The sequence below is a fragment of the Paraburkholderia mimosarum LMG 23256 = NBRC 106338 genome (genome assembly GCF_000739815.1).
GTDB classification, from domain to species: domain Bacteria; phylum Pseudomonadota; class Gammaproteobacteria; order Burkholderiales; family Burkholderiaceae; genus Paraburkholderia; species Paraburkholderia mimosarum.
Window position 1 is genome coordinate 149,112 of sequence record NZ_BBJJ01000001.1, and the last position, 19,077, is coordinate 168,188.

Sequence of the window (19,077 nt, forward strand, 5' to 3'; positions counted from 1 at the left end):
GTTGTCCAGCTGTGCATGAGTGCGGGCGCCGCGCCGGACGTGCAAAACTATCGAATCCCGTGTTTATCTTCGATTGAGGATGTGCTATGACCCCGTCTGATGTAAAAGCCACGCTATCGTTCAGCGACAATTCGCCGAGCGTCGAACTGCCGATCTACCAGGGCTCGATGGGCCCGGATGTGATCGACATCCGCAAACTGTACGGTCAGACCGGCAAGTTCACGTATGACCCGGGCTTCATGTCGACGGCGTCGTGCAACTCGGCGATCACGTACATCGACGGGGACAAGGGCGAGCTGCTCTATCGCGGCTACCCGATCGACAACCTCGCGCAAAACGCCGACTTCCTCGAAACCTGCTACCTGCTGTACCGCGGCGAACTGCCGAACGCGGCGCAGAAGGCGGAGTTCGTGAAGACCGTCACGCAGCACACGATGGTTCACGAGCAGATGCAGTTCTTCTTCCGCGGCTTCCGCCGCGACGCGCACCCGATGGCGATCCTCGTCGCCGCAGTCGGCGCGCTGTCGGCGTTCTACCACGACTCGCTCGACATCAACAACGCGAAGCACCGTGAAGTTTCGGCGATCCGCATGATCGCGAAGCTGCCGACGCTCGTCGCCATGGCGTACAAGTATTCGATCGGCCAGCCGTTCGTGTACCCGCAGAACAACCTGTCGTACAGCGCGAACTTCATGCGCATGATGTTCTCGAACCCGTGCGAAGAGTACAAGGTCAACGACGTGCTCGTGCGCGCGCTCGACCGCATCCTCATCCTGCACGCCGACCACGAGCAGAACGCTTCGACGTCGACGGTTCGTCTCGCGGGTTCGTCGGGTGCGAATCCGTTCGCGTGTATCGCCGCGGGTATCGCGTGTCTGTGGGGCCCGGCGCACGGCGGTGCGAACGAAGCCGCGCTGAACATGCTGGAAGAAATCGGCTCGCCGGACAAGATTCCTGAGTTCATCAAGCAGGTGAAGGACAAGAACTCGGGCGTGAAGCTGATGGGCTTCGGCCACCGCGTGTACAAGAACTACGACCCGCGCGCGAAGCTCATGCGCGAGACGTGCTACGAAGTGCTGAACGAACTCGGCCTGCACGACGATCCGCTGTTCAAGCTCGCCATGCAGCTCGAAAAGATCGCACTCGAAGACGAATATTTCGTGTCGCGCAAGCTCTACCCGAACGTCGACTTCTACTCGGGCATCGTGCAGCGCGCGCTGGGCATCCCGACCTCGATGTTCACCTGCATCTTCGCGATGGCGCGCACCATTGGCTGGATCGCGCAGTGGAACGAAATGATCGGCGACGCCGAGCAGAAGATCGGCCGTCCGCGTCAGCTCTTCATTGGCGAAACGCCGCGCGAAGCCAAGCCGATCGCGCAACGCTAAGCCGCTACTACTGCGGCACGCAGCGCGCGTTTTGCGCGTTGCGCGCCAGCGGGAATAGAAACGCCCCGACGGGTTACGACACGTCGGGGCGTTTTCCTTTTCCTTTTCCTGTCGGGCGCGCCTGTGCGCGTGCTCACGCTGCTTTTCCGCACGCCGGAACCGCGCGATCGCGGCGAGTCCGCATGGCCATTACCTCCGACGTAATCGCCAGCGGGCACCGCATCACGGATCATGGCGCTCACGCACTCAACCCAGGCGCAAGGAGCGACGACCATGGCACGCGACACCCTCAACGCCCGCCAACCGGGCTACATCCGCATCGACGACGACACCGCATTGCACTTTAGCGACTGGGGCGATGGCGCGCCGCTCGTGTTCCTTTCGGGCTGGACGCTCGACGCCGACATGTGGAACTATCAACGCGCGCCGCTCGCGGCCGCGGGCTTTCGCTGCGTGGCGTACGACCGCCGCGGGCACGGCCGTTCGAGCGACCCTGGGCGCGGCTACGACTACGACACGCTCGCCGACGACCTCGAAGCCGTACTCGACGCACGCAGCCTCGCGCGCGTGACGCTGGTCGGCCATTCGTTCGCGAGCGGGGAGATCGTGCGCTATTTGAGCCGCCACGGCTCGCGCCGCGTGGCGGGCATCGTGCTGGTGTCCCCGGCGTCGACGCCATACCTGCTCAAGACCGCCGACAATCCCGCAGGGCTCGATGCGAGCCTCTTCGAAGCCTCGATCGCCGAGATGTGCGCTTCATTCCCCGACTGGATCGAACGACGCGCCGAGGCCTACTTCAGCCCCGGCACTTCGCGCACGGCCATTCAGTGGACAGCAGACATGATGCTGCGCACGTCGTTCTTCGCGGCAATACAGCTACCCCGCGTGCAGATGGCCACCGATTTTCGCCGCGAACTGGCCGCGATCGACGTGCCCGCTCTCGTGTTGCACGGCGATTGCGATGCCTCGGCGCCGCTCGCGATCACCGGGGCTCCCACTGCTGCCGCACTCGCGCGCGCAACGCTGAAAGTCTACGAAGGCGGCACGCATGGCATGTACTTCAACCACGCGGCACGCGTGACCGAAGATATACGCGCGTTCGTCACGCACTGGCAGGCATGAAGCGCCCGGCCGCCGCGCAGCGGCAATACGCGGTAATCGGGGCACGGGCAATGCACCCGCCACGAAAGGAATAGCGCCTCGATGCCCTTCGTTTTGCAGATGACACGCTAGCCGCGCGAACGAACTCGCGCGCGGCGCGTGCAAGGCGTAACGATGGAGTCTTCACGGCCTTGGCGTGCAGCCCGCGCGCCGCGCGGCCGGTCCATCGCGAGGGGCGACATCATGCGCAAACTTCTCGCCTTCAATGTGCTGGCCTGCCTGCTGGGCGCCTGCTCGGTGCCGGTTGCGTCGCAGCAGCCCGCAGACGGGTCTTATTACCCGCCACCCGCATGCCGCACCGTCACCGGCACCGCCGAGATCGACGGCGCGCCGCAACTGATCAGCGGCCTCGCGTGCCTGCAGCCCGACGGCACCTGGCAGATCGTGCAGAGTAACGACGGTACGCTGGTCTACCCGGCGGCATGGACCGACTCGACCACCTGGTACGCCGGACCGTGGTACGGCTGGTGGCCCCCCGTGTTCGTGGGCGGCTCGTTCGTGTTCATCGACCGCTTTCATCATTTTCATCACATGGATCATGTCCATCCCGGCGGCCCTCACATGCATCCGGTTTCGGGCATGCATGGTGGCTTCCACGGCGGGCACGGCGGCGTCTGGAACGGCATGGGCCACGCCGGCGGCATGGGAAGCGGCGGCCCACATCGCTGAAGGCGCCGCATATCCAGTTAGTTCTGTTTTGCGGCAGGCTAGCCGGTTCGCTAGAACTGATAGTTGATCGACACGTCGCAAACGCCGCCCGTCTTCGTCCGGATGACGGGGCTGTTCGTGGCGCTGCCGAGCAGCCGCTTGATGGCGCCGTCGGCGCTCACGAACCAGTGATCGTTGATGAAGTAGACCATCGTGATGCCGAAGCCGGCCGACTTGAGGCCCGCGCTCGCGTTGTATTGACGGTAGCCCGATGCGGCCGACTGCTGCGGCGTCACGCCGAACCAGCTCTGCATGTAGTTCGAGTCGGCGAACGTGACCGAGGGGCCCGCGAACCAGTAGAACGTCTCATTGCTGCCCGGCAGCGGCATGTAGGCGCCGAGGTCGGCAGTCCAGCCGTTCGAGCCGCCAAAACTGCGCGTGAAGGCGGCGCGGAACACGAGCGGAAAGTCCTTCGAAATCACATACTCGCCCGCGATCTTCATTTCGGGCGCCGGGTTGATATTGCCCATGCCGTGCAGCCGCGTCGGATCGTCCTGGCCGCGCCGGCCGAGGTCGTAGGCCGCGGCGACGCTCACGCGCCAGTTCTGTCCCTGCAGCACGTTCACGCCGAAGCCCTCGCCGGTCGAGCCGAACAGGATGTCCTTGTAGCGGATGTCGATGCTCGGCCCGACCATCGTGTGATAACGGTTCGATCCGTCGTAGCGCGGCTGGAAGGCCGCGCCCACGCCGATCTGCGCCTCGAGGTCTGGGCGGTTCGGCTCGAACAGCTTTTCGAGCGGGATGCCTGCGGAGTATTGCCATTCGCCGAGCGGCGAGGGCGTTTGCGCCTCGGCGCGCGGTGCGAGCGCGGCGAGGGCGCACGTTGCCACAGCGAGTGGCGCGCGCCGGGTCGCGAGGAAGGCGATGGGCGAGGCCCGCGAGCGGCGCGACGCCGTTGCGTTCGTTCTTCTTGTTCGCGTGTGCGCGGTGCGGATTGCGAGTGGCATGGAGCCTCCGTGTTTGCCGGGTCGGCCGCGGCGTTGTTCGTTAGTGTTATGGAACCACAAAGTGGAACTTCCTGTGGCCGAGCCTGCCACGCAAACCTTATGCCTGTTTTTTCAGTGGTCCACCCAAGCGACGTGGAGGGATCTGTCGCGCAAGGCAGGGAATCGGCGAGAAATAGTCAGTATGACTATGTAATAACGTTGGCCTCCCGCCTTGACTCATGCCGCACCGGCGGCAGTTCGCCGACATCCTTGCCTCGCGGCGCCTCTTTTGGGATTAAACCCTTGCGCCAGATTGCCGTTAGACAGGTATGGACGTCGGTCGAGCGGCCCCCCCTGTGTCGCGAGATTCGAAGCCCATGTCGCTCCGCCACTCACAGCGGTAGTCACCATGCGCCGGTCGCCGTTCGGGCCGGCGCATCTCTTTTTGTCCCGGCGCCCGGTCGCCCGAGCACCCTGGCGGCAAGCTTGCCCGTCTTCGCGCGTAGCGGCATGCCGCTCGACGGGTAACGCTGATACAGGTATCGCGACTACCACCCAACTCCCTGTTTTTTATCGCTTTTTTCTCTGCTGGACCTGTGGTGGCCGGGCTTCGCGTGGCATAATCGGTACACATCTGTATTGCCCCGCAGTCATCCATTTCCCCGCACATCATGGCAAAGACGCTCTACGACAAATTGTGGGACTCGCATGTGGTCCACACGGAAGACGACGGCACGACGCTCCTCTATATCGACCGTCATCTGCTGCACGAAGTCACCAGCCCGCAGGCTTTCGAAGGTCTGAAGCTGCACGAGCGCCCGGTGTGGCGCATCAGCGCGAACCTGGCCGTGTCCGACCACAACGTGCCCACGACCGACCGCAGCCACGGCATCGCCGACCCGGTCTCGAAGCTGCAGGTGGACACGCTCGATTCGAATTGCGACTCCTACGGCATCACGCAGTTCAAGATGAACGACCAGCGCCAGGGCATCGTGCACATCGTCGGCCCGGAACAAGGCGCGACGCTGCCGGGCATGACGATCGTCTGCGGCGACTCGCACACCTCCACGCACGGCGCGTTCGGCGCGCTGGCGCACGGCATCGGCACCTCGGAAGTCGAGCACGTGCTGGCCACGCAAACGCTGCTGCAGAAGAAAAGCAAGAACATGCTCGTGAAGGTCGAGGGCCAGTTGCCGCGCGGCTGCACGGCGAAGGACATCGTGCTCGCCATCATCGGCAAGATCGGCACGGCGGGCGGCACCGGCTACGCCATGGAGTTCGGCGGCTCGATGATCCGCGGCCTCACGATGGAAGGCCGCATGACCGTCTGCAACATGGCGATCGAAGCCGGCGCGCGCGCGGGCATGGTCGCCGTGGACGAGACCACGATCGAGTATCTGAAGGGCCGTCCGTTCTCGCCGCAAGGCGCAGAGTGGGAGCAGGCCGTCGCGTACTGGAAGGAGTTCCGCTCCGACGAAGGCGCGCATTTCGACCGCGTGGTCGAGCTTGGCGCCGCCGACATCGTCCCGCAGGTCACGTGGGGCACGTCGCCGGAAATGGTCACGGCCGTGGACAGCCGCGTGCCCGACCCCGAGCGCGAGAAGGACCCGGTCAAGCGCGACGCGATGGAACGCGCGCTGCAGTACATGGCGCTCGAGCCGAACACGCCGATCGAGTCGATCAAGCCGGACAAGATTTTCATCGGCTCGTGCACGAACGCGCGCATCGAAGACCTGCGCTCCGCCGCTTACGTCGTGAAGAAGCTGGGCCGCCGCGTGGCGCCGAACATCCGCCTCGCGATGGTCGTGCCGGGCTCGGGTCTCGTGAAGGCGCAAGCCGAGCGCGAAGGCCTCGACAAGGTGTTCACCGAAGCGGGCTTCGAATGGCGCGAGCCGGGCTGCTCGATGTGCCTCGCGATGAATGCCGACCGGCTGGAGCCGGGCGAGCGCTGCGCGTCCACGTCGAACCGCAACTTCGAAGGCCGCCAGGGCGCGGGCGGGCGCACGCACCTCGTGAGCCCGGCGATGGCCGCCGCAGCGGCGATCGAGGGCCATTTCGTCGACATTCGCAAGCTGGGGTAAGGCTCAGGATCACGGATCATGGAAAAATTCATCGTACACACCGGCGTCGTGGCGCCGCTCGATCGCGAGAATGTCGATACCGACGCGATCATCCCCAAGCAGTTCCTCAAGTCGATCAAGCGCACCGGCTTCGGCCCGAACGCCTTCGACGAATGGCGTTACCTCGATCACGGCGAGCCGGGCCAGGACAACTCGAAGCGTCCGCTCAATCCGGACTTCGTGCTGAACCAGCCGCGCTACAAGGGCGCATCGGTGCTGCTCACGCGCAAGAACTTCGGCTGCGGCAGCTCGCGCGAGCACGCGCCGTGGGCGCTCGATCAGTACGGGTTCCGCGCGATCATCGCGCCGAGCTTCGCGGACATCTTCTATAACAACTGCTTCAAGAACGGGCTGCTGCCGATCGTGCTTTCCGAGTCGGACGTCGATCACCTGTTCAACGAAACCTACGCGTTCAACGGCTTCCAGCTCACGGTCGATCTGGAAAAGCAGGTCGTGCGCACGATCGATGGCTCGAAGGAATATCCGTTCGAAGTCGCGGCGTTCCGCCGTTACTGCCTGCTGAATGGCTTCGACGACATCGGTCTCACGCTGCGTCACGCCGACAAGATCCGCCAGTACGAAGCCGAGCGCCTCGCGCGCCAGCCGTGGCTCAACAACCGCGTGCTCTGAGCAGCACACTGAAAAGCAAACCGAGCGAGGAATCACAGGATGAAGATTGCAGTGCTGCCGGGCGACGGCATCGGTCCCGAGATCGTCAAGGAAGCCGTGAAGGTGCTCAACGCACTGGGCGAGAAGTTCGAGATGGAAGAGGCGCCCGTTGGCGGCGCGGGCTACGAGGCGAGTGGCCATCCGCTGCCCGAGACGACGCTCGCGCTCGCCAAGGCTGCCGATGCGATCCTCTTCGGCGCCGTGGGCGACTGGAAGTACGACAAGCTCGAGCGCGCGCTGCGCCCCGAGCAGGCCATTCTCGGCCTGCGCAAGCACCTGGAGCTGTTCGCGAACTTCCGCCCGGCGATCTGCTATCCGCAGCTCACGGGCGCCTCGTCGCTCAAGCCGGAAATCGTGTCGGGCCTCGACATCCTGATCGTGCGCGAGTTGAACGGCGACATCTACTTCGGCCAGCCGCGCGGCACGCGCGAAGCGCCAGATGGGCTCTTCAAGGGCGCGCGCGAAGGTTTCGACACGATGCGCTATGCGGAGCCCGAAGTGCGCCGCATTGCGCACGTCGCCTTCCAGGCGGCGCAAAAGCGCCAGAAGAAGCTCACTTCGGTCGACAAGGCCAACGTGCTCGAAACGTCGCAGTTCTGGAAGGACATCATGATCGATGTCTCGAAGGAATATCCGGACGTCGAGCTTTCGCACATGTACGTCGACAACGCCGCGATGCAGCTCGTGAAGGCGCCCAAGGCATTCGACGTGGTCGTGACCGGCAACATGTTCGGCGACATCCTCTCGGACGAAGCCGCGATGCTCACGGGCTCGATCGGCATGCTGCCTTCGGCCTCGCTCGACAAGAACAACAAGGGTCTGTACGAGCCGTCGCACGGCTCGGCGCCCGACATCGCGGGCAAGGGCATTGCCAACCCGCTCGCCACGATTCTTTCGGCGGCCATGATGCTGCGCTATTCGCTGGGTCGTGCTGAACAGGCGGACCGCATCGAGAACGCGGTGAAGAAGGTGCTCGAACAAGGCTATCGCACCGCCGACATCGTCACGCCCGACTGCAAGCAGGTCGGCACGGCGGCCATGGGCGACGCGGTGGTCGCAGCGCTCTAAAGTCGTACAAGGGCACGCTGTCGCAGGCGTGTCCTTTTTTAATTCGCGCGCCTGAAGAACGGGTGCGGCAAATAGCGGAAATGGCGGTTTTTCCCGCGCAATCAGGCTCTTTCGTGTATATTGCACCGATGGCGAAGATCTCCCCGATCACGACTGTTACGAACATCCGCGGCACGGCCCGCGCGATTTCGCTCGCCATCACCACTAAAACCACGAAAACGATTATCAAAACGATCACCATTCGTTGATCGCTCGTCGTGCCCGCCCATCTTCCCCGCGCGGCCACGCCGGGCGAGCGAAGCGGGGAAGTGTCCATCTCAAGGGTTAGTCATGAACGTAGGTCTCGTAGGTTGGCGCGGCATGGTCGGCAGCGTGCTGATGCAGCGCATGCAGGAAGAACGTGATTTCGACCTGATCGAACCGGTGTTTTTCAGCACCAGCAACGCAGGCGGTGCGGCTCCGTCGTTCGCCAAAAACGAGACGAAGCTCAAGGACGCGAACAGCGTCGACGAGCTCAAGAAGTGCGACATCATCATCACGTGCCAGGGCGGCGACTACACCAACGAGGTGTATCCGAAGCTGCGCGCGGCGGGCTGGAACGGCTACTGGATCGACGCCGCCTCGGCGCTGCGCATGAAGGATGACGCGGTCATCGTCCTCGACCCGGTCAACCTCGACGTCATCAAGGATGCGCTCGTCAAGGGCCAGAAGGACTTCATCGGCGGCAACTGCACAGTCAGCCTGATGCTGATGGCGCTGGGCGGCCTGTTCCGCGAGAACCTCGTCGACTGGATGACGGCCATGACGTACCAGGCCGCTTCGGGCGCGGGTGCGCAGAACATGCGCGAACTGCTCTCGCAGATGGGCGCGCTTCACGCGTCGGTGAAGGACGATCTGGCGAATCCGTCGTCGGCCATTCTCGACATCGACCGCAAGGTGCTCGCCACGATGAACAGCGACGCCATGCCCACCGACCACTTCGGCGTGCCGCTCGCGGGCTCGCTCATTCCGTGGATCGACAAGGACCTCGGCAACGGCATGTCGAAGGAAGAGTGGAAGGGCGGCGCGGAAACCAACAAGATTCTCGGCAAGCCGGCCATGGGCCAGCCGGGCTCGATTCCGGTGGACGGCCTGTGCGTGCGTATCGGCGCGATGCGCTGCCACTCGCAGGCGCTCACGATCAAGCTGAAGAAGGACGTGCCGCTCGACGAGATCGACGGCATCCTCGCGTCGGCCAACGACTGGGTCAAGGTCGTGCCGAACCAGCGTGAAGCTTCCATGCGCGATCTGTCGCCGGCCGTGGTCACGGGCACGCTGTCGGTGCCGGTCGGCCGTCTGCGCAAGCTTGCGATGGGCGGCGAATATCTGTCGGCGTTCACGGTCGGCGATCAGCTGCTGTGGGGCGCGGCCGAGCCGTTGCGCCGCATGCTGCGCATTCTGCTGGACAAGTGAATGAATTAAACTACGCGGCTAATGACGCGTAGGCAGGGTGAAAAGCGCCGCGCCAGCCGCGGCGCTTTTTTATTGCATCCGCCGATGCGATCGACCCAAAGCACATTCCTATTTGATCGACAGCCGCAAGAGCGGTATGCCAGGGCAACTGATGATCGTTCGATTTGATTCTGATTCCGCCGCGTTTCGTGCACGGCGCGTCCTGGGGCGGCGCGCGGTTCACGCCACGGTGGCAGCGGCAGCTTTCCTGTTTTGCGGCCTTGCTGCCGCGCAGGGCGGCGCGAGTGCGGCGCAGCCCGCGGCGGCGTCCGCAGCCGCGGCGAGCACAGCCGGGCATTACACCGTGCACCCGGGCCAGTCGCTGCACGACGTGGCCGTCGACCTCACGCAGTCGCATGACAAGGCGACGCTCGCGCGCATGAGCCAGGCGTTGTTCGAAGCGAATCCCGGCGCGTTCATCAAGCAGGATCCCAGCCGCATGCGTGTGGGCGCGACGCTGAACGTGCCCGCCACGCCGGATCTCTCCAGCGAGGCGGCTGGCATGACGGCTGTTTCGGGTGCGGCGGCCACCAGTGCACCCGCCACGGCAGCGACAGCGCCTGCTGCGTCGGCGGCTTCGGAAAGCGCACCTGCCGCAGCTTCGAGCGCTTCTGCGCAGGCCGTATCGGCTGCGTCGTCCCCCACTGCCGCCACGGCTGGCGCAAGCTCGGCCAGCGCGGCGGCGACTGTTGCGGCACCGTCCGCGGCGGTCGCGGCGAGCGCTACGGAAGCGGCCGCACAAGGCGCGTCCGGGGCGGCTGCGGCGGGGGCCAGCGCTGCAGCGCCGGCCTCGGCCGCCAGCGACTCGCACGTCTGGAGCGGGGCGGTCCAGGCGACGCCGGCCAGCGCCGCGTCGGCCCAAGGCGCCAAGGGTGCACCTGTGCCGGTCTCCAGCCTGCAGCAACTCCTCGCTTTGAAGAACCGCGTGCTGATGGCATTGCAACAGCACGGCATCGGCAAGCCAGCGCAGACGGCGGGTGCTGCGTCCGCAGGTTCGGCTGCGTTGCCGGGCGGCGCGCCCGTGCAAAACGGCGGCGCGACTCGCGGTCAACCGGAACTCTCGCCGGTGGCCATGGGCACCGTGGGCGCGATCGTCGTGGCGCTGCTGGCGTTGTTCGTGCGCCTGCTCACGCGCAGGCGCAAGGTTTCGGAGGCCACGTCTGAAACGCAGGAGACTGCGTCAGAAGCGGCGGCCGGGCAGCCTCCGGTATCGCGCGAGCCGATTGCGCACGACGGGGATCACCCGGCTGTGAACGAGGAAGCGCCGCCGGTCGCGGCCGATAAGGACGCCGTATCGATCACCCCGGTGCCGACGCCCGTCGTCTCATCCGCGCCGCTGGAACACGACGAAACGTCCGCACACGCCGCCGCTGCCCCGAGTCACGACGTCGAAGCACTTCCGCCGACGCTCACTGAGACGCTGCATCCGGCACCCGAAGCGCAGGCAACCCGCCCGTCGCACGACGAGGCGTCACACGGTGTTGAAGCGGAGGAGCCGCAGACCGTCGCCGGCGCGACTGAAGCGGCTAGCCTCGCCGCCGCCGCAGAGCTGGGCGCTGAGGCGCTCCCGCCCGAAAGCGTCGCGGCATCGCGCGCAGCCGAAGACGCCGAGGCGCGTGCCCGCGCACTCGAAGAGCCGGTGCAGCAGGCCAAGGAGCCCGCCGCCGCGCCGGCGGACGCGGTGGACTTCGCCGAGAGCGCACCGAAAACGGAGCAAACGGAGCAAACGGAGCAAACACCGCAGGCCGAGCCGCCCATCGCGCAACCTCAGCACGTGGCCGAAGCGTTCGAACGCCCGTCGGTGGGGCGAGTCGCGCCTGAAGTACCCTCAACCACCGCGGTTCCCCCGGCAGACACGAGCTATCCCGAAGTGCCGATCGCATTCCCTCACGATGCGATAGAAGCGCTGGGCGGCATCGACCTGCCCCTGCCGCCGCGTATCGTGGAGCCGGGCGAGCCGGTCGTGCCCATGGCGCCGCTCTCGACCGAGCCGGCCGCCACGCCCGAAGCGTCGGCGCGTCTCTCGTCGCCGTTCTTCGAGCCGCCTCCGCCGCTGGCGGGCGAGGCCATCGAGGCGGGCACGGCGGGCGCAGGCGCGCTCGCGGGCCTCGGCGCGCCGCGCTTTGGCGCGCTCACACTCGACTTCGACCTGAATCTGCCGCCCGATTCCGCCGAGCCGCTGCCCGTCTTCACGCCCGAACAGCTTGCGCGCATCGCGCGCAACAAGCTCGACCTCGCGAAGGAATACATCGCGCTCGGCGACGTGGCCGGTGCGCGCTCGCTCATCAACGAAGTGATCGAGTCGAACGACCACGCCACGCGCAGCGACGCGCAGGCGCTGCTGTCGACGCTCGCGCCGCTCTCGTGACGCCGCTGCCGCAAGCCGTATGCGTATCGCGCTAGGAATCCAGTACGACGGCGCCGCGTTTTGCGGCTGGCAGTCACAGCCGCATGGCAAGACGGTGCAGGACGCGCTCGAGCGCGCGCTGCGCGAGTTCGCCACCGTGCCGCTGCCCACGATCGTCGCGGGCCGTACCGACACGGGCGTGCACGGTCTCGGTCAGGTCGTCCACTTCGACACCGACCTCGATCGCACGCCGTTCTCGTGGGTCCGCGGCACGAATGCGTTCCTGCCGTCCACGGTGGCCGTGCAGTGGGCGAAGCCCATGCCCGATGCGTTCCATGCGCGCTTCGCGGCGTTCGAGCGCACGTATTACTACGTGCTCTACGTGAACGCCGTGCGCTCGCCGATGCTGGCCGCGCGTGCGGGCTGGATCCACACGCCGCTCGACGTCGAGGCCATGCGCGAGGCGGCCGCGCATCTCATCGGCGAGCACGATTTTTCGGCGTTTCGTTCGTCGGAATGCCAGGCGAAGACGCCCGTGAAGCACCTGTACCAGATCGACATCCGGCCGCAGGGCGACTTCATTCACTTCCGGTTTCGGGCCAATGCGTTCCTGCACCACATGGTGCGCAACCTGATGGGTTGCCTCGTCGCAGTGGGGCGCGGGCGCTATCCGGCTGGCTGGCTAGCCGAGGTGCTGGCGGGGCGCGACCGCACCCAGGCCGCGCCGACCTTCATGCCGGACGGCCTCTATCTCGCGCAAGTAGGCTATCCTGACGAGTTCGCGGTCCCCGCGCCGCATACGGCCAGCGTGCCGTGGAGCGCGATCTGGAGCGACGCGCCGGAAGGCAAGGCCTGAAGCTCCGCCAGCCGCTCGAATCAACGAAACGACACCGCATCGAGAACCATGACGTCCGCCGACCAACCCGCCGCCGCGCACCGCACCCGCATCAAGCTGTGCGGACTTTCGACGCCCAGGGCGGTCGCGCACGCCGTTGATCTCGGCGCCGACGCCGTCGGTCTGGTGTTCTATCCGCCCAGCCCGCGTTCGGTGAGCGTGGCGCAGGCGGTCGAACTCACGCACGACCTGCCGCCTTTCGTCTCGGTGGTGGGCCTCTTCGTGAACGCCACGCCCCAGTGGATGAGCGAAGTGGCGAGCAACGTCTCGCTTACCATGCTGCAGTTCCACGGCGACGAAACGCCGGAACAGTGCGAGTCGCTCGCCTCCGTTGCCGGTTTGCCCTGGTTGCGCGCGTTACGGGTGGCGGCCGATACTCAGCAGGCCGATTTGATAGAATCGGCAAATCGTTATTCATCAGCCAGCGGCCTGTTGTTCGACACCCATGTCGAAGGTTACGGCGGCGGCGGAAAGGTCTTCGATTGGTCACTTATTCCCGCAGGTCTCGCGCGTCGGGCCGTTTTGAGTGGTGGCTTGAACGCGCAAAACGTCGGTGATGCGATTCGCCAGGTGCGTCCGTTTGCCGTCGATGTCTCCAGTGGCATCGAGGTTCCGGGCGCAAAGGGCGTGAAGGATCACGCCCGCATGGCGGCGTTCGTGCGCGCAGTGCGCGAAGCGGACGCGGGATGAATCCGGGGCGCATGCCCCTTTGGCCGGCGCGGCCCACGCAACGTGGGCCTCAGAGGACCGGCCCAGTGAGTGACTTATGTACAATCTGCCCGACGAACGAGGCCATTTCGGCCCCTATGGCGGCGTGTTCGCTGCCGAAACCCTCATGCAGGCGATCGACGAACTGCGCGTCGCCTACGCGAAATTCAAGGACGACCCCCACTTCGTCGCCGAATATCGGCGCGAGTTGAAGCATTTCGTCGGCCGTCCGTCGCCGATTTATCACGCCGAACGCTGGAGCGAGCTGCTGGGCGGCGCGCAGATCTATCTGAAGCGCGAAGACCTGAATCACACCGGCGCGCACAAGGTGAACAACGTGATCGGCCAGGCGCTGCTCGCCAAGCGCATGGGCAAGCCGCGCGTGATCGCCGAGACCGGCGCGGGCCAGCACGGCGTGGCCACCGCGACCATCGCCGCGCGTTTCGGCATGGAGTGCGTGGTCTACATGGGCGCCGAGGACGTGCGCCGCCAGGCCGCCAACGTCTATCGCATGAAGCTGCTGGGCGCGACCGTCGTTCCCGTGGAGTCGGGCTCGCGCACGCTCAAGGACGCGCTCAACGAAGCCATGCGCGACTGGGTCACCAACGTCGAAAACACGTTCTACATCATCGGCACCGTCGCAGGGCCGCACCCGTACCCCATGATGGTGCGCGACTTCCAGCGCGTCATCGGCGACGAGTGCCGCGTGCAGATGCCCGAAATGACGGGCCGCCAGCCTGACTCCGTGATCGCCTGCGTGGGCGGCGGATCCAACGCAATGGGCATCTTTTATCCGTACATCGACGATAGTTCGGTGCAGTTGATCGGCGTCGAGCCCGCGGGCGACGGCATGGAGACGGGCCGCCACGCCGCCTCGCTCGCCGCCGGCACCGTTGGCGTGCTGCACGGCAACCGCACCTACCTGCTTCAGGACGAGAACGGCCAGATCATCGAGACGCATTCGATCTCGGCGGGTCTCGACTATCCGGGCGTGGGCCCCGAACACGCGTGGCTCAAGGACAGCGGCCGCGCGCAGTACGTGACGATCGACGACGAGGAGGCGCTCAAGGCCTTCCACGACTGCTGCCGTATCGAAGGCATCATTCCGGCGCTCGAATCGAGCCACGCGCTCGCCTACGCGGCGAAGCTCGCGCCCACGTTGCCCAAGGAGAAGATCCTGCTGGTGAACCTGTCGGGCCGCGGCGACAAGGACATGCACACGGTCGCCGAGCGATCGGGCATCCAGTTCTGAGCGCCGGGAGCGACGCAAGCGATGCGTGACGAGTTCGACGAGCCGGAAGTGCCGGCACCCGTGGGCGAGGTGAACGCCGAAGCGGCTGCGCTGGAAGCCGCCGAAGCGGTTGCCCAGGCCGCTGTCGTTGTGCCCACGGTGCCCGCCACCATCCGGCTCCAGAACCGCGATTTTCTGACCGATGCCGCGAATCTGCCCGACGCCTCGATCGACCTGATCGTCGCCGATCCGCCTTACGGGCTCGGCAAGGACTACGGCAACGACTCCGACATGCGTTCCGGCGAGGACTTCCTCGCCTGGACGTACGCATGGCTCGATCTCGCGATACCGAAGCTCAAACCCACGGGTTCGCTCTACGTGTTCTGCACGTGGCAGTACGCGCCCGAGATCTTCGTCTATCTCAAGTCGAAACTCACGATGATCAACGAGATCGTCTGGGATCGTCGCGTGCCCAGCATGGGCGGCACGACGCGCCGTTTCACGTCGGTACACGACAACATCGGTTTCTTCGCGGTTTCGAAGGATTATTACTTCGATCTCGATCCCGTCCGCATCCCCTACGATGCCGCCACGAAGAAGGCGCGTTCGCGCAAGTTGTTCGAAGGCAGCAAGTGGCTGGAGCTCGGCTACAACCCCAAGGACGTCTGGTCCGTCTCGCGGCTGCATCGCCAGCACGCGGAGCGCGTGGATCATCCCACCCAGAAGCCCCTGGAGATCGTCGAGCGCATGGTGCTCGCGAGTTGCCCGCCGGGCGGCCGCGTGCTGGACCCATTCATGGGCAGCGGCACCACGGCAGTCGCTTGTGCGCGTCAGCAGCGCGAATTCGTCGGCTATGAAATCAACGAAAGTTACTGCGCGATCGCGCGCGAACGCGTGAGCGCGGCCGCGAGCGCCGTCGCGGCCGGCGCCTGATGCGCCGCCGCCGGACTCAAGCGCAGTGACACCCAAGAACTGAGGACCCTGAAATGTCCCGTATCAAGACCACGTTCGAGGCGCTTGCCGCCCAAGGCCGCAAAGGCCTGATCCCGTTCATGACGGCGGGCGACCCCGATCCCGCGCGCACTGTCGAATTCATGCACGCGCTGGCCGCCGGCGGCGCCGATGTCATCGAGCTGGGCGTGCCGTTCTCGGACCCGATGGCAGACGGCCCCGTGATCCAGCAGTCGTCAGAGCGCGCGCTCGAGAAGGGCGTGACGCTCAGGAGCGTGCTCGCCGACGTGAAGCGCTTTCGCGAAACCGACAACAAGACGCCCGTCGTCCTGATGGGCTACGCAAACCCCATCGAGCGCATGGGCGCCGAAGCGTTCGCGCAGGCCGCGCAGGAAGCGGGCGTGGACGGCGTGCTCGTGGTGGACTATCCGCCCGAGGAATCGGTGGATTTCTCCGCAAAGATGAAGGCCGCCGATATCGACCCCATCTTCCTGCTCGCACCGACCTCCACGGACGAGCGCATCGCCGAAGTCGGGCGCGCCGCGAGCGGCTATGTCTATTACGTATCGCTCAAGGGTGTGACGGGCGCGGCCAATCTCGACGTGACGAGCATCGCGAGTAAAATCCCGGCGATCAAGAAGCATGTCTCGCTGCCCGTCGGCGTGGGCTTTGGCATTCGCGATGCGCAAACGGCTGCGGCCGTCGCGCAGGTTTCGGACGCCGTAGTGATCGGCAGCCGCATCGTGCAACTGCTCGAACAGGCGTCGCCGGAAACGGCCGCCGACACGCTGACGCAGTTCATCACCGGCATTCGTGTAGCGTTGGACGAAGTTTCCGTCGGCTGAGGCTGTCGGCCAACGCTGTTGGCTGGAACGAAGAGTGCTGTAAAATCCACTTTTCGCCATGCGCGGCCGGGGTCGGAACCCGCTCGGTTTCAAGAGCTTGAACCGATCCGCCGCGCCCGCGCATCACGATGGTCAAGGAAGGAAAATCAATGAGCTGGCTCGACAAACTGCTGCCGCCCAAGATCAAGCAAACCGATCCGAAAAGCCGCAAGAGCATTCCGGAAGGGTTGTGGATCAAGTGCCCGTCGTGCGAGGCGGTCCTGTATCGCAACGACGTCGAGGCGAATCTCCACGTCTGCCCGAAGTGCGATCACCACATGCGCATCGGCTCACGCGAGCGTCTTGACGGCCTGCTCGATCCGGAAGGCCGCTATGAAATCGGCCAGGAGATCATTCCGGTCGACGCGCTCAAGTTCAAGGACAGCCGCAAGTACCCGGACCGTCTGAAAGAGGCGATGGACGAAACCGGCGAAACCGACGCCATGGTGGTGATGGGCGGCGCGATCCGCACGCTGCCCGTGGTGGTGGCCTGCTTCGAGTTCTCGTTCATGGGCGGCTCGATGGGCTCGGTGGTCGGCGAGCGCTTCGCGCGCGGCGCGCAGAACGCGCTCGAGCAACAGGTGCCGTTCATCTGCGTCACGGCTTCGGGCGGCGCTCGCATGCAGGAAAGCCTGCTTTCGCTCATGCAGATGGCCAAGACCACGGCCATGCTGACCAAGCTGTCCGACGCAAAGCTGCCATTCATCTCCGTGCTGACCGACCCGACCATGGGCGGCGTATCGGCGAGCTTCGCGTTCCTCGGCGATGTGGTGATTGCCGAGCCGAAGGCGCTGATCGGCTTTGCCGGCCCGCGCGTGATCGAGCAGACCGTGCGCGAAAAGCTGCCGGAAGGCTTCCAGCGCGCCGAATTCCTGCTGCAGAAGGGCGCGATCGACATGATCGTCGACCGCCGCAAGCTGCGTGACGAAATCGCACAAATGCTGGCGCTGCTGCAACGCCAGCCTGCTGACGCGGTGGCCTGAGCCCCGCTTCGAGCGATCCGCGGCGCTACCGGTTGCCGTAGGCCGCACCGCTTTACCCCAACGCGCCGCGAGCGAAAGCAAGCGGCGCGTTGTCATTTCCGCGATAATGCCGTTCTTTCCAAGCGGATCGTTCGTGCGAAGTTCACATGGATCCGCGTGAACCGAACGCCCGCTAAGGCGTCTCACGCGCAGCACCTGGCCATTTCTATCCCGATGAGTACCTTTCCCACCCTCGACGCGTGGCTCACGCATCTCGAAACCGCGCATCCGGTCGGCATCGACATGGGGCTCGACCGCATCACCCAGGTGAAGAACGCGCTGAACCTCGAGTTCGCATGTCCGATCTTCACGGTCGGCGGCACGAACGGGAAGGGCTCGACCTGCGCGATCCTCGAAACGATCCTGCTCAAGGCCGGCTATCACGTGGGCTGCCACACGTCGCCGCATCTGCTCGCGTTCAATGAGCGCGCGCGCATCGACGGCCAGCAGGCGAGCGACGCCGAGCTGCTGCCGCACTTCGAGGCCGTGGAAGCCGCGCGCAATTCGCTCGCAAAGCCGGTGACGCTCACCTATTTCGAGTTCACGACGCTCGCGATCATGCATCTGTTCGCTTCGCGCGGGCTCGACGCCGTGATCTTCGAAGTGGGTCTCGGCGGGCGTCTGGACGCCGTCAACGTGCTCGACACCGACTGCGCGATCATCACGAGCATCGACCTCGACCACACGGAATATCTCGGCGACACGCGCGAGAAGATTGCCTTCGAGAAGGCCGGCATCTTCCGCCCTGGCAAGCCGGCCATCTGCGCCGACCCGATGGCGCCGCAATCGCTGATCGATCATGCCGAGGCGATCGGGGCCGAACTGTGGCTCTTCGGCCGCGATTTCCGTTACGAAGGCCAGCCGGGCAGCGAGCGCCAGCAGTGGAGCTACGTGGGCCCGACGATGCGGCGCTCGGCGCTCGCCTATCCCGCGCTGCGCGGCGCGAACCAGCTCATCAACACGTCGGCGGCGCTCGCAGGCCTGGAAGCGCTGCGCGACCGCCTGCCGGTTTCGGCGCAGGACATCCGACTCGGCCTCGCCAACGTCGAGCTGCCGGGCCGCTTCCAGGTGCTGCCGGGCAAGCCTTCGATCATCTTCGACGTCGGCCACAACCCGCATGCAGCGGCCGTGCTCGCGCAGAACCTCGGCAGCATGGGCTATTTTCCGTACACCTACGCCGTGTTTGGCGCGATGCGCGACAAGGACATCGCGGGCGTGGTCGAACATCTGAAGGGCGAGATCGACCACTGGTGCGTGACCGGTCTGCCGCTGCCGCGCGCCGCCACGGCCGAACAGCTCGAAGCGGTGCTGCGCGACGCGGGCGTGACCGATGGCCCCGACAGCAGCGTGACGCGCTACGAAAACCCCGCTGCCGCGTTTCAAGATGCGCTAAAACGTGCTACTGAAAATGATAGAATCCTGGTCTTTGGAAGTTTCCTGACAGTCGCCGGGGTCATGGCCTGGCGAAAATCGCAGCAGCACTGACCGCCCGGCACCGCACGCCGCCC

At 65.5% G+C, this 19,077-nt stretch carries 17 protein-coding genes; 16 read left to right on the top strand and 1 reads right to left on the bottom strand.

Going from position 1 to position 19,077, the window contains the following annotated elements; all coding sequences use genetic code 11:
- Positions 1 to 86: 86 nt before the first annotated feature.
- The 3 genes from gltA to BMI01S_RS00665 all read left to right on the top strand — a co-directional run bounded on the left by gltA (position 87) and on the right by BMI01S_RS00665 (position 3,218).
- Positions 87 to 1,388, top strand: a complete 1,302-nt coding sequence (gltA, locus tag BMI01S_RS00655; RefSeq protein WP_028211092.1) for a citrate synthase — start codon at positions 87 to 89, stop codon at positions 1,386 to 1,388.
- 273 nt (positions 1,389 to 1,661) lie between these two features.
- Positions 1,662 to 2,510, top strand: a complete 849-nt coding sequence (locus tag BMI01S_RS00660) for an alpha/beta fold hydrolase (RefSeq protein WP_042287936.1) — start codon at positions 1,662 to 1,664, stop codon at positions 2,508 to 2,510.
- Between the two features lie 222 nt (positions 2,511 to 2,732).
- Entirely contained in the window at positions 2,733 to 3,218 is a 486-nt protein-coding gene (locus BMI01S_RS00665) for a hypothetical protein (RefSeq protein ID WP_028229788.1), read from the top strand.
- A gap of 50 nt (positions 3,219 to 3,268) precedes the next feature.
- Here the strand turns inward: BMI01S_RS00665 and BMI01S_RS00670 are convergent, their stop codons facing one another.
- Positions 3,269 to 4,204, bottom strand: a complete 936-nt coding sequence (locus tag BMI01S_RS00670; protein WP_028211091.1) for a MipA/OmpV family protein — start codon at positions 4,202 to 4,204, stop codon at positions 3,269 to 3,271.
- Positions 4,205 to 4,854: 650 nt separating this feature from the next.
- Between BMI01S_RS00670 and leuC the strand changes: the two genes are divergently transcribed.
- The 13 genes from leuC (at position 4,855) to folC (ending at position 19,054) form a co-directional block, all read left to right on the top strand.
- Entirely contained in the window at positions 4,855 to 6,264 is a 1,410-nt protein-coding gene (gene leuC / locus BMI01S_RS00675) for a 3-isopropylmalate dehydratase large subunit (RefSeq protein WP_028229789.1), read from the top strand.
- An 18-nt stretch (positions 6,265 to 6,282) separates the two neighbouring features.
- On the top strand, positions 6,283 to 6,933 hold the full coding sequence (gene leuD, locus BMI01S_RS00680; protein WP_028229790.1) for a 3-isopropylmalate dehydratase small subunit: 651 nt from the start codon (positions 6,283 to 6,285) through the stop codon (positions 6,931 to 6,933).
- Between the two features lie 39 nt (positions 6,934 to 6,972).
- Positions 6,973 to 8,040, top strand: a complete 1,068-nt coding sequence (gene leuB, locus BMI01S_RS00685) for a 3-isopropylmalate dehydrogenase (RefSeq protein ID WP_028229791.1) — start codon at positions 6,973 to 6,975, stop codon at positions 8,038 to 8,040.
- 80 nt (positions 8,041 to 8,120) lie between these two features.
- Positions 8,121 to 8,288, top strand: coding sequence for a hypothetical protein (locus BMI01S_RS40560; RefSeq protein ID WP_154671112.1), 168 nt, complete (start codon positions 8,121 to 8,123; stop codon positions 8,286 to 8,288).
- A gap of 82 nt (positions 8,289 to 8,370) precedes the next feature.
- Positions 8,371 to 9,492 carry an aspartate-semialdehyde dehydrogenase gene (gene asd / locus BMI01S_RS00690; RefSeq protein WP_028211087.1) on the top strand — a complete coding sequence of 374 codons (1,122 nt, stop codon included), beginning with the start codon at positions 8,371 to 8,373 and terminating at the stop codon, positions 9,490 to 9,492.
- A 229-nt stretch (positions 9,493 to 9,721) separates the two neighbouring features.
- Entirely contained in the window at positions 9,722 to 11,899 is a 2,178-nt protein-coding gene (locus tag BMI01S_RS40570) for a FimV/HubP family polar landmark protein (protein WP_161635511.1), read from the top strand.
- Between the two features lie 19 nt (positions 11,900 to 11,918).
- Positions 11,919 to 12,734: a tRNA pseudouridine(38-40) synthase TruA gene (gene truA / locus BMI01S_RS00700; RefSeq protein ID WP_028211085.1), complete on the top strand. Its 816-nt coding sequence runs from the start codon at positions 11,919 to 11,921 to the stop codon at positions 12,732 to 12,734.
- A 48-nt stretch (positions 12,735 to 12,782) separates the two neighbouring features.
- Entirely contained in the window at positions 12,783 to 13,463 is a 681-nt protein-coding gene (locus BMI01S_RS00705; RefSeq protein ID WP_028211084.1) for a phosphoribosylanthranilate isomerase, read from the top strand.
- Between the two features lie 76 nt (positions 13,464 to 13,539).
- Positions 13,540 to 14,733, top strand: coding sequence for a tryptophan synthase subunit beta (gene trpB / locus BMI01S_RS00710; protein WP_028229793.1), 1,194 nt, complete (start codon positions 13,540 to 13,542; stop codon positions 14,731 to 14,733).
- Positions 14,734 to 14,754: 21 nt separating this feature from the next.
- Positions 14,755 to 15,645: a DNA-methyltransferase gene (locus BMI01S_RS00715; protein WP_028211082.1), complete on the top strand. Its 891-nt coding sequence runs from the start codon at positions 14,755 to 14,757 to the stop codon at positions 15,643 to 15,645.
- A 53-nt stretch (positions 15,646 to 15,698) separates the two neighbouring features.
- A complete protein-coding gene (gene trpA / locus BMI01S_RS00720) occupies positions 15,699 to 16,508 on the top strand; it encodes a tryptophan synthase subunit alpha (RefSeq protein WP_028211081.1) in 810 nt (269 codons plus the stop codon).
- Between the two features lie 149 nt (positions 16,509 to 16,657).
- Entirely contained in the window at positions 16,658 to 17,530 is an 873-nt protein-coding gene (gene accD, locus BMI01S_RS00725) for an acetyl-CoA carboxylase, carboxyltransferase subunit beta (RefSeq protein WP_028211080.1), read from the top strand.
- Between the two features lie 213 nt (positions 17,531 to 17,743).
- Positions 17,744 to 19,054, top strand: coding sequence for a bifunctional tetrahydrofolate synthase/dihydrofolate synthase (folC, locus tag BMI01S_RS00730; protein ID WP_028229794.1), 1,311 nt, complete (start codon positions 17,744 to 17,746; stop codon positions 19,052 to 19,054).
- Positions 19,055 to 19,077: the final 23 nt, after the last annotated feature.

What these genes read in the sequence shown, in the direction of transcription:
- leuB (WP_028229791.1), top strand. Translation starts at nt 6,973, where the DNA reads ATGAAGATTGCAGTGCTGCCGGGCGACGGCATCGGTCCCGAGATCGTC.
- BMI01S_RS00665 (WP_028229788.1), top strand. Translation starts at nt 2,733, where the DNA reads ATGCGCAAACTTCTCGCCTTCAATGTGCTGGCCTGCCTGCTGGGCGCC.
- truA (WP_028211085.1), top strand. Translation starts at nt 11,919, where the DNA reads ATGCGTATCGCGCTAGGAATCCAGTACGACGGCGCCGCGTTTTGCGGC.
- leuD (WP_028229790.1), top strand. Translation starts at nt 6,283, where the DNA reads ATGGAAAAATTCATCGTACACACCGGCGTCGTGGCGCCGCTCGATCGC.
- accD (WP_028211080.1), top strand. Translation starts at nt 16,658, where the DNA reads ATGAGCTGGCTCGACAAACTGCTGCCGCCCAAGATCAAGCAAACCGAT.
- BMI01S_RS00670 (WP_028211091.1), bottom strand. Translation starts at nt 4,204, where the DNA reads ATGCCACTCGCAATCCGCACCGCGCACACGCGAACAAGAAGAACGAAC.
- gltA (WP_028211092.1), top strand. Translation starts at nt 87, where the DNA reads ATGACCCCGTCTGATGTAAAAGCCACGCTATCGTTCAGCGACAATTCG.
- leuC (WP_028229789.1), top strand. Translation starts at nt 4,855, where the DNA reads ATGGCAAAGACGCTCTACGACAAATTGTGGGACTCGCATGTGGTCCAC.
- asd (WP_028211087.1), top strand. Translation starts at nt 8,371, where the DNA reads ATGAACGTAGGTCTCGTAGGTTGGCGCGGCATGGTCGGCAGCGTGCTG.
- BMI01S_RS40560 (WP_154671112.1), top strand. Translation starts at nt 8,121, where the DNA reads ATGGCGGTTTTTCCCGCGCAATCAGGCTCTTTCGTGTATATTGCACCG.
- BMI01S_RS00705 (WP_028211084.1), top strand. Translation starts at nt 12,783, where the DNA reads ATGACGTCCGCCGACCAACCCGCCGCCGCGCACCGCACCCGCATCAAG.
- BMI01S_RS00715 (WP_028211082.1), top strand. Translation starts at nt 14,755, where the DNA reads ATGCGTGACGAGTTCGACGAGCCGGAAGTGCCGGCACCCGTGGGCGAG.
- BMI01S_RS00660 (WP_042287936.1), top strand. Translation starts at nt 1,662, where the DNA reads ATGGCACGCGACACCCTCAACGCCCGCCAACCGGGCTACATCCGCATC.
- trpA (WP_028211081.1), top strand. Translation starts at nt 15,699, where the DNA reads ATGTCCCGTATCAAGACCACGTTCGAGGCGCTTGCCGCCCAAGGCCGC.
- folC (WP_028229794.1), top strand. Translation starts at nt 17,744, where the DNA reads ATGAGTACCTTTCCCACCCTCGACGCGTGGCTCACGCATCTCGAAACC.
- trpB (WP_028229793.1), top strand. Translation starts at nt 13,540, where the DNA reads ATGTACAATCTGCCCGACGAACGAGGCCATTTCGGCCCCTATGGCGGC.